Source organism: Sphaerochaeta sp. PS (genome assembly GCF_032144095.1).
Lineage (GTDB): Bacteria > Spirochaetota > Spirochaetia > Sphaerochaetales > Sphaerochaetaceae > Sphaerochaeta.
Genome location: NZ_JAVSNJ010000003.1, coordinates 228,437 through 244,970 on the forward strand (window position 1 = coordinate 228,437; position 16,534 = coordinate 244,970).

The 16,534-nt window shown below is 49.6% G+C and carries 11 protein-coding genes; 5 read left to right on the plus strand and 6 right to left on the minus strand.

The features are described from left to right. Window positions 1-3: 3 nt before the first annotated feature. From ROJ03_RS05565 to ROJ03_RS05585, 5 genes are all read left to right on the plus strand, one after another. On the plus strand, window positions 4-834 hold the full coding sequence (locus ROJ03_RS05565) for a DUF6675 family protein (protein WP_313726014.1): 831 nt from the start codon (window positions 4-6) through the stop codon (window positions 832-834). A 10-nt stretch (window positions 835-844) separates the two neighbouring features. Then, window positions 845-2,827 (plus strand): hypothetical protein, encoded by a 1,983-nt coding sequence (locus ROJ03_RS05570; RefSeq protein WP_313726015.1) that lies wholly within the window; start codon window positions 845-847, stop codon window positions 2,825-2,827. A gap of 18 nt (window positions 2,828-2,845) precedes the next feature. Next, window positions 2,846-3,616, plus strand: a complete 771-nt coding sequence (locus ROJ03_RS05575; RefSeq protein WP_313726016.1) for a glycosyltransferase family 2 protein — start codon at window positions 2,846-2,848, stop codon at window positions 3,614-3,616. A gap of 321 nt (window positions 3,617-3,937) precedes the next feature. Continuing rightward, on the plus strand, window positions 3,938-5,539 hold the full coding sequence (locus ROJ03_RS05580) for a hypothetical protein (protein ID WP_313726017.1): 1,602 nt from the start codon (window positions 3,938-3,940) through the stop codon (window positions 5,537-5,539). Between the two features lie 43 nt (window positions 5,540-5,582). Beyond that, complete coding sequence (locus tag ROJ03_RS05585; protein WP_313726018.1) at window positions 5,583-7,202, plus strand: hypothetical protein; 1,620 nt, start codon at window positions 5,583-5,585, stop codon at window positions 7,200-7,202. 4 nt (window positions 7,203-7,206) lie between these two features. Here the strand turns inward: ROJ03_RS05585 and ROJ03_RS05590 are convergent, their stop codons facing one another. The 6 genes from ROJ03_RS05590 to ROJ03_RS05615 all read right to left on the minus strand — a co-directional run bounded on the left by ROJ03_RS05590 (window position 7,207) and on the right by ROJ03_RS05615 (window position 16,452). Beyond that, complete coding sequence (locus tag ROJ03_RS05590; protein WP_313726019.1) at window positions 7,207-8,385, minus strand: UDP-N-acetylglucosamine--LPS N-acetylglucosamine transferase; 1,179 nt, start codon at window positions 8,383-8,385, stop codon at window positions 7,207-7,209. A gap of 55 nt (window positions 8,386-8,440) precedes the next feature. Beyond that, window positions 8,441-9,595 (minus strand): UDP-N-acetylglucosamine--LPS N-acetylglucosamine transferase, encoded by a 1,155-nt coding sequence (locus tag ROJ03_RS05595; RefSeq protein WP_313726020.1) that lies wholly within the window; start codon window positions 9,593-9,595, stop codon window positions 8,441-8,443. A gap of 70 nt (window positions 9,596-9,665) precedes the next feature. After that, window positions 9,666-12,098, minus strand: coding sequence for an efflux RND transporter permease subunit (locus ROJ03_RS05600; protein ID WP_313726021.1), 2,433 nt, complete (start codon window positions 12,096-12,098; stop codon window positions 9,666-9,668). A 187-nt stretch (window positions 12,099-12,285) separates the two neighbouring features. Next, entirely contained in the window at window positions 12,286-14,196 is a 1,911-nt protein-coding gene (locus ROJ03_RS05605; RefSeq protein ID WP_313726022.1) for a DEAD/DEAH box helicase, read from the minus strand. Window positions 14,197-14,319: 123 nt separating this feature from the next. Beyond that, window positions 14,320-15,360 (minus strand): DUF2804 domain-containing protein, encoded by a 1,041-nt coding sequence (locus ROJ03_RS05610; protein ID WP_313726023.1) that lies wholly within the window; start codon window positions 15,358-15,360, stop codon window positions 14,320-14,322. Between the two features lie 21 nt (window positions 15,361-15,381). Next, window positions 15,382-16,452, minus strand: coding sequence for a metallophosphoesterase (locus ROJ03_RS05615; RefSeq protein ID WP_313726024.1), 1,071 nt, complete (start codon window positions 16,450-16,452; stop codon window positions 15,382-15,384). Window positions 16,453-16,534: the final 82 nt, after the last annotated feature.

Consider the following 16,534-nt stretch of genomic DNA (forward strand, 5'->3'; position numbering starts at 1 on the left):
AATGTGGTAAAAAAATATAGTGTTGTCTTTTTTCTTCTGTTTGTTTGTACTCTTGGGGCTGTTTCGGCAGCCTCGGATATCAGGGCGGTCCTGCCGTTTTTGGGAGAAACTCAGTATGCAAAGCTCGAGGCAGGCGAAATTGTTAATGGGGAGTCCGTCAATGGAGAACCTATAACCCCGTATTTCGTCGATGGAAGCGAAGCCTTTGCTAGGGCCCAAATTGCCCAAGGTCTTGAGGATGGCTTTTCCATTGCTGCAGTAAGTTACATACCCTATGGCCCTAAGCTCTTGGCAATGAATGATGCAGAACGGCAACTGGCCATCTTCAACAAGATCCGTGCGATCTCTACCCAAGAGGGGCTGATCTATATTTCTTGGAGGGCAGGGAACAAGCCAAAGGTTCTCATTGAGAAGTCAGCCTATATGGAAACCGAAAAGGACTTGAACAAATTGCTTCCCGATCCTGTAGCCACCACCTTTCCACTGTCTGCTCAAAGCTATGTATTTCAGCGTGATTCGTCCTTTGGAGGAAACCGTTACCTCCATACCTACTCTAACAGTGATAAAGAGATATTTGTCTCGATACAGAATATAAGTGCGATGAAGGTCTTTGGCCTGTTTACAGCGGTTCCCAAAGGGAACCTCTCCATAAATATGGGAACGTATCTTCTGGATGAGGGTGTATTGCTAACGGCACTCACTACCATAGAGGGTAGGGACCCTGAGGTCTCAGTCCTTGGGTATAAAGTAGATCTTCCTTCTGCTTTCAAAAGAAGGATTACTGCATTGCAGAATTGGTTCGTTGCTCAGCTTGCGACAATAGAGATGGAATAGGGTGGTTTGTATGCATAGTTCGTTGAGAAGAATACTGGTTTTTGTGGTTGGTATTGGGGTTATCTTGCTTTCATCTGTGAATGCTGCGATCCATACATCGGTTCCGATCGACCATCGGGTCTATCGAATCCTGGATGTTGCGGAGATTCGGGGCCTCATAGGACGTCAGGTATCAACCCGTCCATATAGTGCAAAAAAGGTGCTTTCACTTCTCCAGCAGATAGAGGAAAACAGGGAGAGCCTCTCTCCTTCAGAGGTTGCTGAGGTCATAGATCTCCAACAGGAGCTGGAGCATTCCTTCGGTTTTGCAGAGTCTAGTGTGGATGATCTGCTTTCCACGGGATTCCTCCGTACCTACGACCAGGAGAAGAAGATAGGGGCTTCCCTTGGAGTCAGCCTTGCCTCTACCCAGACAGTCAATGTGGTAACGAGGGAATATGATTCAAGAAACTCAATCCTGGCCTTTATCAAAGGGGATTTGGGAGAGGCCATCTCCTACAATATGAACTTTGGGCTCCAGTTGGACAAGTTGAACAGCAATGTCTTCCTTCCCACCGATTTTACGATTGCTGGTGAAGGGTTCTACATGCAACTGCTCGATGGTGGCTCCCAATTGAGGACGATTCCCAGTTCAGCGTTCTATACCGGGCTGGCGCTCTCTCCAGAGCTTTCCGCTTCCCTCTTCGATGGCAACCTCAACCTCAGATGGGGATCCATCAAGCGCGACTGGGGTCCCGGGCTTAACAACCTGATGGTCTCGGGCTCTGCCCGTTCTTTCGATGGTATCGAGATTCAGCTGGATGCCACTTCATGGCTGCATTATACGGTCATAAATGGCTCCTTGGGTAAGTTCTCCCTGAAGACCCTCGATGGCGAAAGATTCTTCTCGGATGATTTTAACGATGACAAGCCCTACTACCGGTTCGACAACAACTTCAGTGCCCACAGGATTGAGTTGGATGCAACTCCTAACCTCACCCTCTCAATCTTTGAAGGTGTAGTCTGGCAGAAACGCTTTGAACTTGGCTACCTCAATCCACTGACCATCTATATGTTCCAGCAGAACAACCTGGGTGACATCGACAACATGCTTGCAGGCGTTGACTTCAACTACACACTGGCTAAAAAAGCACGCTTCTATGGGAGCATGGCAACCACTGAACTAAACAAGATAGGAAGCCTGAAGACGATGCTTACCGCACCAAGGAACATCCTTGCCTTCCAGGCAGGGGTAACCATTCCCCTCCCGATCGGTAGCTTCTCCTCCCTCACCTTCCAGTGGACCTATCTGGCACCCTTCTTCTACTCCCATTATCCCATGCTGGAGCAGGTGGGGACACTTGAGAAAGGGGATGGAATAGCATCTGTTTTTACCTCGAAACGTGGCAATACCTATACATATAATGGGACTGATACAATTACCATTAAGTATAGCAATGGGGAACCCTCAGAATACCTCGCGCTACCCACTTCTGGTTCTAGTAAGGTCTCCGATAATGGTCGCATCAAGATAGAAGTCAATGACAATGGTGATTTCCTCATCTCCGAAACCTATAGTGAGACTGCCTATGTAAATAAGGGAGAGAACCTCGGCTATCCCCTTAACCCCAACTCCCAGGAGTTCCTTTTGCAGCTTGACCTGGGGTTTGCCCAGGGCTGGAAGACCCAGACTGTGGTAAAGTACCAGGTCCGTAGTGGCCAGTATGGGTACACCGTTGAGCAATTCGTAAAATATAGTGACATAAGTTCCTATAATCCCAAAGATTTTTGGGCCAATACCTTTGAACATGCACTGACTCTTGAGCTGCAGGTAGCCAAGAAATTTGCCCAGATGCCTATCGAAGTCTCCCTGGAATACCGGTTTACCACTCTTTGGGAACGGGGAAATTCGGCGGGAAAAACCTTCGATGGCAAAAATACTGTGGGGTTCCTGTCTTGGAATGGTCCATCCTATGACAATGTGGTGACGGTAGGTACAAAAATATATTTCTAAGGTTGGAGGAATTGCTCTATGGCTGAGTGCAAGAAGCTTTGTTCTGTTGTGATCCCCGCATACAACTGTGAACGAACAGTTCGGGCAAGCGTTGAGTCTGCCTTAGGGCAATCCTACGATTCGTTGGAAATACTCATTGCCAATGATGCTTCGACAGACAACACAGGTTTTGTCCTCAAGGACCTAGCCCTGCAGGATTCACGTATCAAGGTGTTCTCCCTGGAACAGAATGGGGGAGTAGCAAATGCACGCAACTATCTGTTCTCTCAGGCTTCGGGGGAATATATTGCGTTCTTGGACAGCGATGATATCTGGGAGTCTGAAAAGCTTGCAAAACAAATCGCCATCCTTGAACAAGGGGAAGGGGATTTCACCTACTCGAGCTACTCGTTCATTGATAAGGATTCCTTGGCCATAGGAAAGCCTAAGATGGTTCCCTCCACCTGTACCCTTCAGGAAATTCTTAAGGAAAACTTCATCCTGTGCTCGAGTGTTGTGATGAAGGCCCAGTTAGGCAAACAGTTTACCATGGATGGTTCCTACTCCCATGAGGACATGGTGTACTGGCTTACGCTCTTCCAGGCTGGGCGCAAGGCAGTAGGAGTTGCTGATGTGCTGGTTCGCTACAGGATCTACGAACAGAACCGGTCGGGGAATAAGGCAAAGGCTGCAAAAGACCGATGGATAGTCTATCGGAGATTCCTTAAACTGAATCTTTGTACTGCAAGTAGATATTTCATCTCCTATACACTGAACGGCTTTAGAAAATATGGGGCTTTGCGGCACTAGTTTCCTGACAATCCAGAGTTTTTGTAATTATTTGTAGGCAGTGATGTTGTACTATTATAAGGCTTTGCGGTAATTTTATTAGGAAATGCGTGTGGTATCTATAGTAACTTCTGCTTAAAGTGTATGAAAAATACCTTTGAGTATAGAGTATAGCCCTGTTTTCTTGACACATCCTAGGAAAATATCTAGTATGCAACGGATAAGTCTTGAGTATAGCGGTATGTTGGCTGAGGTGACATGAAGATTCTCTCACAAAAAAGAGGCATTCTTTGCCTGCTGTTTCTCCTTTCTATTTCGGCTCTCTTTGCTGGGGAGCCTTTGGTGACAACTGACCAGGTCTCCGAATATATAATTCAAGACTATGAATTCTCCGTGAAAGGGAAGACCAAGGATTTTGCCTTGCGTAGTGTGGTTGTACCCGCTGGTGGCGACCCTGTCTTCCTGACAGAACAAGCCATGATGGACGCCCTCCTTGACAAGAAACAGCTACTGCTCAACAAACGAATTTTTACTGACGTAGAGGTTGCGTATTCATTGGATTCCTACAGCAAGGGCAAAGCCTACTACGTTGCAAAATTCACCGTTGAAGATGCTGCAACCTTTCTCATAATCCCTTATCCCAAGTTTGATAATGATACAGTCGGCCTCCGCCTTGGGGTTAAGATGTACGACAAGAACCTTTTTGGCTCCTTCAGCGATCTGTACATCAGCGGTACTGTTTCCCAGGGGAATGGGGGGCTCACAGGATGGGACAAACGACAAGATGCTGTGGAGCTCAAAATATCCTCGCTCCCTATTGGCAAGTCTTTCCTGGGGTTTTCGTTCAACTATTTCCGCGAAAATGGTAGTCCAGATCCTGGCGATTTTGATTTTTCCCTCGATTGGGACGATGTAAAAATCTTTGGTGCAAATCTTAACATCTCACCCTGGGGATATTTTGCACCTTCATCAGATTTTTCCACCTGGAATCCTGAAGAAGCTGGAATTCAATGGACGCTTGGACCATTCCGGCAAAATGAGAGCCTCTTCTCCCTTACCAATAAGATCAGGTATTATGAGGGCCTTACAAGGCTCTATACCTACACCTATCTTGAGCAACTTGACCTGACCTTTTTCGGTCACCCTCTCAACTTCAGGCTGTTTATGGAGTCTGAAGCAGTTACAGACTCAGATACGTTTGACTACATGAATGTGGGTGCTAGCCTTGGCACAGGGTTCTCCCTTCCCTTTGGCCTTTCCTGGTCAACCTCCGTTGCGCCGACCCTCCACTATTCGCCAATGGAAAACCCTGTACCGTACTCTTATTTGTTTACCAATTCTGTCAGCAAATCAAATATCAACTGGCACGGGAATTTCAGAAAAGGTGCTAGTTTCTCCCTTACTTACTTGGCGGATCTCTATCCCCAGGATGAATATTGGGCTACCAAGACCTCCTGGTCTGTGGAAAGTACTGTCAAATGGTTTCCCTTTGTTACCAGCTGGTTTAATCCCTCCATCCAGGTTACAGGCTTTATTGCCGACCCTAAAGGCAAGGACCTTTACGAAGAAGAAACCATTGCCGATTCGTTGCGAGGATACCTTACCAGTACCATTGAGGATTTGGGGTTGGAAGGCCTACGGGAATATGGTGCCATCATCAACATGAACCTGACTACCACCTTCATTGATTTCGGCTTTGCAAAGTCCTATGCGAGTCCATTTGTCGACATTGGAATCTTCCCAAATCCAGAAAATCTTGAGAAGCCAATCATTCTCTCCACAGCTGGGTTGGACGGCTGGGCAATTGTCAACAAATTTCCCTCGTACCCAATCAGAGGCTCCTTGGGCTTTAATCTTTCAAGTGTAAGGAAAGCTATAGATAATGAGATTAAGTTTACCGAGATTGAGTTTGAACTCTTCATTGGCATGGGGATGTTCTTCTAGAAGGATAGCAACGCGAAGGATAATCTCCATACTAGGGGTCTCTTTGCTTCTCTTCTCTCTCTCGTCATTGTATGCCAACGCAACAACAGTCTATCCTGTAGATACTCCTGTATATCAGGCTCTTAGACAGCTCTATACCATAGAAGGGCTTGCCATGCCCTCGTCTGCAGGGCCTTGGAGCGGTGATGAGCTTCTCATGATGTTGCATCGCCTCGATGGGTATGCTCTTAGCCCCGCTTCCAGGGCAACCTATCAGTATGCGCTCACTATTCTTTCTGAAACCAAGCCCTCATTCTCCCTTGGAGCAACTGTTGCTGTAGAGGGGTACCTCCATACCAATACTACCAATTATACGAGTGATGACGATTGGAAGTATAACCATGCTAGCCGGAGGCCTTTGCTCTCCGTCCCTCTCGAAATTGTTGTTTCTCAGCACTTCTACAGTTTTGCAGAGTTCTCCCTTACAGCAGGAAAGTATGATGGAGGGAATTCTCCTACCTCAGGGGCTTCCTCCCTGTATGGAGAATCCACCTTTACCAATAGCTTGCAGGGCCTTACACAACTTGATGCCAACATTCCCTATCGTGCCTTTTCAGCATGGGGTGGGGAGGGCTGGCTTTTGGAAGTTGGGCGTGACAAGCTTTCATGGGGACCTGGGATGACAGGAAACTTCATGCTAGGCGACCATGTGCAATATCATAACCAAGGACGTTTTACGGCGTATGGCGATACCTTCAAATTTACCTTTGTAACCTCATTTTTCCCCCATCCTGACGAAATTTGGGAGACAGATGTTCCTGGGGGATACAGACAGGGGCGACCTTTGAAGGGATTGAAAATGTTCATGGGCCACAGGCTTGAATGGAGGCTGTTTGGAGGGAAAGTAGGGTTTGTCTTAAGTGAAGGTCTTATGTACCAGCCCAAGAACGGTGCACTTGACCTCAGGGTACTCAATCCCATGATGCTCTATCACAACTACTTCATTCGCAGTGATACCAACTCCATCGCCTCGATGGAAATGGATGTTGCCATCATTCCCCATTGGAATATGTATGCCCAATTTGCAGTCGATGAGCTGGCGTTTGGATCTGTGGAGAGGAATCTCACCTCTGGTAGGCACCCCGATGGCCTTGGGTACATGCTAGGCCTTGCATATGCATCCCCACTGTCCAAAGGAATTCTCTATGGATCGTTGGAAGGTGTCTATACCGACCCCTACCTCTATCTGCGAAGCGTTGATGGAAATACGTCTCAGACCGACAGTGATTGGCTTGATTCCCTTAACTTTGTCGTTGCGCTCAGACGGTGGTTTTCAGACCAGCTGATCTACGACCAGGAATTTCTGGGATATCGCAATGGAGGTGACGCCATTGTAGGGAACCTGGAGGTAGGCTACAAAGAGTACGGTGCCTGGTCTGTCAAAGGAACCCTATTCTACATGGCCCATGGGGCTATGGCCTTGGATAGCCCCTGGAAGCTGGATATGCCCAAAAGAACGCCTTCCGGAAGTGTAACGCACTACATCGATGCAGGCATCTCCGGTTCCACCTCATTTTCTGAGGGCTGGGAAGCCCATGCTGGGCTCGACCTCTTGGCTAGAATTGCAGACTGGACCCCTACCTATGACATCCAGCTCTATATGGGGGTAGGGTACACCTTCTGATTTCTCATAAATCCAGAAGCTTCTCTTCCCTTGCACTCTCTTCTTTTCCTGCCAGTTTCCCGTAATACGCATTGGTGTCAGAGAGGATCATCTGGGCGAATGCTATGCTGTCGAAGGTGAGGGGGAGGTGGGCAAACCTCTGCTGCATCCTTTCCTGTTCCTCCTTGTCCTGCTCATACTCCTGGAGGATATTGACCTGTTTCACTACGGAATCCTCAGTCCAGCCTACCTTATGCCGGTTCATGAATTCCTTTGTCGGGAGGGCCGCATAGAGCAGGTTCGAAACGAGGAACGGACGTTTGAGAAAGAGGGACTCCATAAGGGCGTTGGCTCCTGCCTTTCCTGCCTGCACATCGCAGGCGCAGATATACTCATGGATATTATCCACAAACCCTGGTGTGTGGAGGGAGAAGTGTGGATGTATCTCCTTGAACAGCTTGTAGCGCAGCATGGTGCTGGTACTGAGCAACCCAACGGCAATGATCTGCCAGTCCAGTTTTCTTTTATGGACCTCTTCCAAAAATTCAGCAGTCCCGATCCCTTCTCCCCCTAGGTTGAGCAGGACGGTGAACTTTTCAGCCAACCCTAGCTTTGAGCGGGCCTCGCTCTTGCTCAGGGGCTGCAGGCCCATCATGGCCTTCTTCAGGGGAAACGGGCAGAGGGAGATGGTATGCTCAGGCTGACCCTGTGCAATGGAGAGTTCCTTCCCCAGTCTGGTGCAGATGTAGAGCTTGTCGAGCTTTCCGCTGATGCCAATGTTTGGGGTAAAGAATACATCTGCTGCATATTCGAATACGGGAATCTGCAAGCCCAGTTTGTCAACCATGGGTTTTATCATATTGGCTGCCAAGAAATGGGCAACCACGATACAGTCAGGCTTGTTTGCCTCATACCATCGCTTGAAATCCCTTGGGCCATGGGAGTGGGTGGAAAGAAACCGCAGAACTCTGGTATTGAAGGAAGAGTCCGTCTTGTGGTTTACAAATGTCTCTACACGGGGGAAATGGAGCATCATTCTCCAGTTGTGCTTGCTCATCCAATTGACCACTGGAGCGTTACATGCCTCCAACAGGAGGTTTGAGACTACAGTGGTGTGACCAAGTTCCTCAAAGGCGTCAGAGAGCGCCTTGGCAGGGGTGATATGGCCTTTTCCTGCATCCACATATAACAGTGCTATCTTCATGATGCTTGTAGAATATGCGAAATGAGAGCTAACGGCAAGGGTTGGCTGAAGAAGCTTATCCTATTTGTGCGGAGGGGCTCGTCCTTGCAGTTTTCCATTTCTCTACCTCCTCATAGATATCATCCATAAAGGCATCGCTGTTGAAACGAAGGGGGAGTGCAGAAAATCGTTTTTTCATCTGGTCCTGTTCTTCCTTGTCGCCATAGAATTGCTGAAGGATGTCTACCTGTTTTGCAGTCTTGTTCTCACACCATCCTACCTGATACCTGTTCAGGAATGTTGTGGTGTCACGTGCAGCAAACAGCAGGTCCGATACCAGGAAAGGCCGGGCGAGCGCCATGCTCTCCATAAGGGCATTGGCTCCTGCCTTGCCAGCCTGGACATCGCAGGCATAGATGTACTCGCCGATATTGTCAATGAATCCTGGGGTGTGGAGAGAGAAGTCAGGGTATTGTTTCTGGAAAAAAGCGAATCTTTTCTTCGTAAAAGCTGTGAGTTTCCCAACTACAACCACCTGCCAGGGGAGGCCCCTTCTGGCAACCTCATAGACAAACTCGGTATTGCCGATGCCCTCACCCCCAAAATTCAGGAGTATGGTGAACATCTCCTTGAGGTTGAGGAGCCTTCTTGCTTCCTGTTTGCTGAGTACCTTGAGGTTCTGGATGGAACTCTTGAGTGGGAATGGGCAGACCTTCACCCGATCCTCTGGATGACCCTTCTTGATCAGCAGGTCCCTACCCAGAAAGGTAGGGATATACATGAGGTCCAGCCTCTTGTTGAAGCCTGCGGTGGGGTTGTTGAAGGCATCGGCGGCATAGGAGAAGACGGGGATCTCCAACCTGAGCTTCTGGACGATGGGTGTGATGACATTCGCTCCCAGAAAGTTTGTACAGACAATGAAATCGGGGGTGTTCAGATTGTACCAGGCCAAGAAATCCTTTTTGAGATGCATATGTGTGGAGAGAAACCGGAAGAGGGCAGCTATGAGCTTGGTGTCATGCGCCCTGTGGTAGATACCTTCGATCTTGGGGTGCCTGAGCATGAAACGCCATTCCCGTTTGCAGTAGAATGCCCAAAAAGGGGAGTTGCATGCCAGGAACATATCCTCAACCAAAGCCTTATGGCCTCTCTTTTCCATACTTTCGGCCAAGGCTTTTGCTGGGACATAGTGTCCTTTGCCTGCATCGACATATAAAAATGCTCCGATCATTGGTATTCCTTTATGATGTACTCTTTTGCCCATACTACCCTCGACAAGGGAGGGAAGCAACTGGTTTTTGCTAGATGCCGAGCGTAGGTTTTCTTCGTATCCGGTTCTGTATCTTAGAAACAAGAATGATGTAGGAAGGCATGATCAGGAGAGTGGAAAGCATGCAGTTGAGCAAGGCTATGCTCATGAGGCTTCCAAAATACCGGACAGGGGTATATGAGGCAAAGAGGAACATCAGCATCCCCGCTATGATGGAGAGGGTAGTCAGTATGATCGGCCTCCCTGTCTCGGTGATGGTGATGGAGATGACCTCTGGTACAGGAAGGTCATACCGAGCGAGATTGTTCTTGTAGCGCAAGAGGAAGTGGATGGCGTCATCTATCCCTGCCCCTACAGCCACAGAGGCAAAGGTAACCGTTATCATATCGAAGGGGATCCCAAACAGATACATGAAGATATAGTTCGCCATTACTCCCGTCAGGATGGGGATAAGGGAGAAGAGTGCCTGGGAAAGGGAGAGGAATGCCACCAACACAACGAGGAATACCAGGAGGAAACTGATGTAGGTGCTCTTCTTTTGGTCGGAGAGCAGCATGTTGGAGAATCGCAGCGATGCATTGGGCTCCCCTCTGATGATCAGCTGTGTGCCTTGGGGGAGAAGGGGAAGATTTGTCTGGAGGACCTTTTCCACCCTGGCTGCACTGGCGACTGTCATGAGGTCATCATCGACTGAATCGTAGTTCTGGATGAACAGCGAGATCTGAGAAGCATCCTCATTGAGGATTGCGCTCAGGTCAGCCTTGCTTTGGTTGTTCATCAGGATGACCATCCTGCTCAGCAGGTTGAGCAATCCAGAAGAGGTGGGTATGCCATCCTCACCACTATAGACCTTGTTGGCAAAGCTTACATAGGAGGCAAAGGAGATGATCTGCTTGACATCACTGCTCTGGAGCAATACCGCCTGTTCATATTGGTAAACCTTGGAGAGATTGTTGCTCTGCAAAAAGAAGTTCTTCTCTTGGTCCGGGGCTGTTATGGTGATTACAAAAGGGGCATCACCACCCATCCTTTCCGCAAAGTGGCTGGAATCCCTTCCAAAACTATCCTTTGCCGGAAGATAGGACATATAGTTTGTGTTGATGCGGATCAGGTCCTTCGTCATGAAGAACCCTGCTATCACCACCATCCAGACGACTACAAACAGTGGCCACCATCGCAGCACAAGGTTGCCGGTAAAGTGTACTGCCTGTGCCAGGTATCCCTGGCTGTAGGTTTCCAGCTGCAGGGGCTTGGGGGGTGATACCAAGGAGAGAAGGGCAGGAAGGTAGGTTGCGGAGAGGATTGCACAGTAGGTGACTCCAAGGCCTACAGTGATGCCAAACTCCCTGAGGGCGGGGGTCTTGGAAAAGAGGAGGCTCAGGAACCCGATTACCGTGGTGATGCAGGCAAAGGCTATGGTCTTCAGGATTTTCTTTGTGGATTCTATTGAGTCTATCCCGCTGGTATAGTCTGCATAGTACTCACCGATTACATGGATGGCATAGGATGAGCCAAGGTTCAAGACCATGCACGGAGTGACGATATTTACCACAGTAAGGGCGTATCCCAACAGCTTCATCGTCCCGAATGTCCATATGATGCCTATCACTGACATCGAGAAAGGCAGCAGCATGCTTCGCTTTGCCTTGAAGCTCAAGTAGTAGACCAACAGGATGGCAAGGGCGCAGAGCCCCAGCAGGGTATTGAGGTCCCTGCTCAGATAGTACATCAGGCGGTTGTATATTACGGCGCTCCCATTGATGTATACCAACAAGCCAGCATCCCTGAGATCCTGCACCATGAGCGAGAGTTCCTTCTCCCTGGCTTCGGTAAGGGAGGAGGTCTGGAAGGAGAACAGCATGCAGGTCATGTCTTCGCTGACCAGGTAGTTTTTGATGATCGGGTCCTGTGCAACCCTGGCTTTCAGGATGGCCGCCTCCTCATCTGTCCAGAGAGCCCTGCCTTGGTTCGGGGCGAAGGGGACACTTGTCAGGCGCGTGCCTCGTTTTTCCAGGGTGACAAAGTTGAGTACGGAGGAGCTTTCACTCAACTCCTTGGTTGCACTCAGTTCTGCCATGGTCTTTTCAATGAGGGAGAGATGTTCGGCTGTATAGAGGTTTTTCGATTCTACCATCACAAGATAGGAAGAGGTGTAGGGGTAGTCCTCAGTTTCCTGATCCTGGACAAGTGGGGGCTCTACACTTGCGCGCAGCTGTCCATTGGCGTTGAGCACCTGGGTATCGAGGGTGATGGGATTGGTATCGGAACCTTGCTGTGTGGAAGGAATCTGGCCCACACCACCTTCAAAGACCGTGGTGTCCTCTATCTGATAGAGCAGGTCTGAATAATCGCCACTGAGTTCAAGTGACACTGCATGGTAGAGGAAAAATAGGGTAATGATGGCAATGCATATCAAGGTGGTTTTGCTATGCTTTCCAACGAAAGACAAGGCATCGAATTTCATGGTACTCCTAACAAGCAGCTCTCTTAGAGGATTTGGCTGAAGGGTTTCAACCAAGAGTTGGAGAGACTCTCAAGGGTCATCATACCATAGCTAGAAGAGAAAATGGAACCCAAGTATTCTCTTTGTGGATGGAATTTTGGAAAAGAAGAACCCCCTAACCAGTTGAGGATTAGGGGGTTTTGATCAGTTAGTCATTATAGCGCTTCTTGAAAGGGCCACTTTTCCTCGGAAAGGAGGAGGTGTTGCTCTTCGAGGAGCGGGGTCGGGAGCTGAACCTCTCACGATCATCATAGGAAGGGCGACTCTCTTCACTTTGGCGTGTATCACGACCATAGGGTTGGAAATCACTGTCTTCCCGGCGTCTCGGAGTACGGGGGCGGTCATAGCCACCGCTACGGGGACGACTGTCACGATAGGGGCGATCCTCAAAACGATCACTTCTGGTCCTTCCTGAGAGGTTCTTCCCATTGGGGTTGTCTGGCTTGGCCCTGGTGATGAGCGGCCTGCCTTCTGAGCCTCTGTCAGAGAAAGCCTGGATGATCTTCTCTGCTACTTCGGCGGGGGCAGAGACAAAGGAGAAGTTGTCCCGAACCGAAACATCCTGCAGATCCCTGTCTTCAGCACCGACCTGTTCCATAAGGTAGTCGATGAGCTGTCTCTTGTCCAAACCATCCTTGCGTCCCCTGGCGATGAACAGGCGGGTAAAGCCTGCCTCTTCGGTATAGCGGGTGCTTGGGCGGTCATCCCCACGGTCATCCCTGGACCTCTGGCTTCCGCCAATGGACTGGTACTTGGAGACATCAAGCTGGTCACGATAGAAGTGTTCAAGTAACGATGCTACAAGTTGTTCAGGGTCATTGCCTTCCAGCAGCTGCTGGGCAAGGGGAATGAACATATCGTTGTCTGAGTGCTTTTCAGCAAGGTCTGTCAGGGTGGCAAGGATCCTTGAACGCTTGATGTCAATGATATCCCTTGCATCTGGCACGGATTCCCTGCGGATGTCAAACTTTGTCATTTTCATGATAAAGGAGAAACGCTTGAACTCACGGGGAGCAACAAAGGTAATTGCAGTACCCTTCTTGCCAGCCCTTCCTGTACGACCGACACGGTGGATATAGGCCTCTGTGTCTTCGGGTAGGGAGAAGTTGATTACGTGGGTAAGATCCTGGATATCGATACCTCGGGCTGCTACGTCAGTGGCAACCACGATGCTAATGGAGTGGTCACGCATCTTGCCGAGAATAAGCTCACGCTGTTTTTGTGAGAGGTCGCCATGAAGCGGCTCTGCATCGTACCCTTTTTCCGATAGCTGACGGCTAAGCTCGTCACACTGTATTTTGGTACGACAGAAGATGAGGCCATAGAAGCTCTCTTCCATGTCGATGACCCTGGTAAGAGCCTCGAGCTTGTCAGATTCCCGTATCTCAAAGAAGATCTGGTCGGTAAGGCTGCTGGTCACCGAGTCGGCTGCTATCTGTACGTGTTCAGGATTTCTCATGAACTTTTCTGCAAGCCTACGGATCGGGGCAGGCATGGTGGCAGAGAAACAGAGCATGCGCTTGTTTTCGGGTGTCTGCTTGAGGACCTCTTCGATATCCTCCACAAAGCCCATGTCGAGCATTTCGTCGGCTTCATCGAGGACAACAAACTTCAGGTGTTCCAGATTGAGGGAACCCCTTCTGAGGTGGTCGAGGATACGTCCTGGGGTTCCGACTACAACATGCACACCCCTACGGAGCTTGCGAAGCTGCAGTTCCATGGAAGCACCGCCGTATACGGCAGCAATCTCCAAATGGCGGTCGCCCTTGAGGGAGTTTATTTCCTCAGCTGTCTGGACAGCGAGCTCTCTTGTTGGTGCGAGGATAAGTGCCTGAACCTGGTATGCAGAGGCGTCTACGATTTCTAGAATGGGAAGGCCGAAGGCTGCAGTTTTTCCTGTACCTGTTTGTGCCTGGCCGATTACATCTACTTGGTCCTTGAGAAGGAGCGGAATACACGCTGACTGAATCTTGGTTGGTTCCTCAAAGCCCTTGGCCTTGAGCGCAGCGATAGTTTGTGCGGACAGTCCTAGTTCCGCAAAGTTTGTTAAGTCTGACATGGATCTCCTGATATTTAAATGGCTGCATGAGTATTGGACAGCCGCGAAATACATATATGTCGGACCAGTCTATACAATTACAAAAGTTGTTTCAAGACAAACGCATTTTAATAATTCATTTTCCTACCATCTATTGAAGACATCCTCTGCAAAGCCCGCAAACTGGGAGAGGGTAAGTTCTGTCTTGTCATCGAGCACAACCGTTCCCGAAAAATACCCGAATACCTGATGTTGGATCGACTTGACCAGGAGGAAATTTGTGGTGGAGGCCCTGTCTGCAGCAGGTTGGAACTGGAGGTTCAGGCGATTGTCGGTCGAAGTGAAAGTCCAGGGGAGGAGGTAATCGCCCTCAGGAATATGGAAAGTCACCTCGTCTAGCTTATGGACGACACCATCATAGAAGAGGGCGTTTTCGCTTGCAGGGGTTCGGTCAGAGAATCCATAGCCCAAATTGAAGCCAAATGGCACATTCTCAACAAGGCCCGATGCAGAACTCCAGAACCACCGGTTTTGGTATGTCCATCTTCCACGCCCCCAATCCAGGACAGCCCAAGCCTCTCCCAACAGGAGATTCTCTTTCTCCATTCCCCGGCGGATGGTACCACGGACTGGCATGCAGTTGACTTTTTCGTTGAGATAGAAGGCCTTGCGGTTCTCCTTCCAGCTGGTGGCGATGTTGATGCTTTCCATCTCCTGTTTCTGAACCAGTGTCACATTGACATCCAGGCCAACAGAGCCATCGGGGAGGACCAGGGCGGGACATGCAAACAACAGGTGCCTCTCTTCCCCTTTTTTCACAAATGCGAAGCGCAGGTCCTTGTTTGCCCAGGAAAGCTGGCTATCCTCTGTCGAAGAGGGGCTTAGGCCGATCTTTCCCAGAGGGAAGAAGATGATTGCATCGGTCTGGGCACACGCCTTCCTGGCGAAGTCACAGTAGGAGATGGCAAATAGGGCTGCATACCCCAGGTCACTGACTGTCGCGGTGATCGCATAGCCCTGGGCTTGGTTTATGAAGGCGTAGTAGTCCCACTCCTTGATGGTGAGCTTGGATGCCTTGATGGCTTTCCTCGAATAGTGCCAGAAGGGCCTTCTCGCCCAACCTTGCTCCTGGACATGTCCCTTTTCATCGAGAAGGGGCACTGCCTTGGTGATCTCATGTTGCATGCAAACCTCCTATAAGCGGTATCAGAGATGCCAATCGTCAACGGTATAGGTGTGAACCTCAAGTTTTGTAGGGTCATCCTTATGCAGAGTGAGGGTCTTGATCCCTTTTGCGTGGTTTTTCGTACCGTAGGAACCGTAGCTTGCGCTTCGTCCTGTGTGTAGCTCTATTCCTTCCCAAACTCCCCAAAAATCGTTGAGATGGTCGTGGCCACTAAAGGCTGCGACTGTAGTGCCTGTCTCGACCATGGCCTGAAATAGGCCGGTATTCTCCCAGGGGGTGTTGACCTTCCTGTCCAACATGACCCCTGTTGCCTTTCCACTATCCCACATCAAGCGGTATTCTGGCAATGGAATATGGAGGAATGTGTAGAGGGGCACATCCTCCAGGCCCTCAGCTACCCAACGGTACCAGGCAATCTGGGATGGATAGATATAGTCAGGCCCTTTTCCCGTCGCATAGAGACGGTGGTCATGGGAGTCCAGGATCATGATTGCCTGTACGGGTTTCCCTTCCTGGGTGAGTGCTATCGTGTAGTCGCTCTCCCCCAACACCCACTCTTCCCCTCTGCTGAAGAGGGCATGGGGATAGGAGCCAAGCATTGTGCCAAGGGCTACCCTGTCATAACGATATTCGCCGTCATGGTTGCCAAAGCCGAAAGCCCAGTACTGTTGGTGCTCCTCCATGAACAGGGCAAATTCCTGGAGCATCGCTTTGGCATCGAGGCTGAACAACAGGTCCCCTGAGATTACCGTGAGGTTCGGTTTGGTCTCGGCAAAGGCCTTTTCCAGGAGGGCATATACTTTTTTGCGGTTTGAGAACGGCCCACGCCTGAGATGGAAGTCTGTTCCCCAGAGGATGGTGAATTTCCCATCGGAAGGATATTCCATGGTAAATGCCTTGTGCTCTTCAACGGCCTTGGGCAGGTCAAAGCTCGCTTGGGGAAGCTCAAACTGCTCGGTGTATTGGGAGACCTGTTCATAGACCTTTGTGTGTGTCAGCCTGAAAAAGGTGATAGCAACCATCAGCAGGGCAATGATGATGAGCCCTACGATGCTGATCAGTATGTATTGGTGTCTCTTCAGGTTCTTCATATGCCCTTCCAAGCATAGCAGTAAAAGGGAAAAAATTCCCATGGCGAATGGCATAAAAAAAGCTGACCGAAGTCAGCTTTTT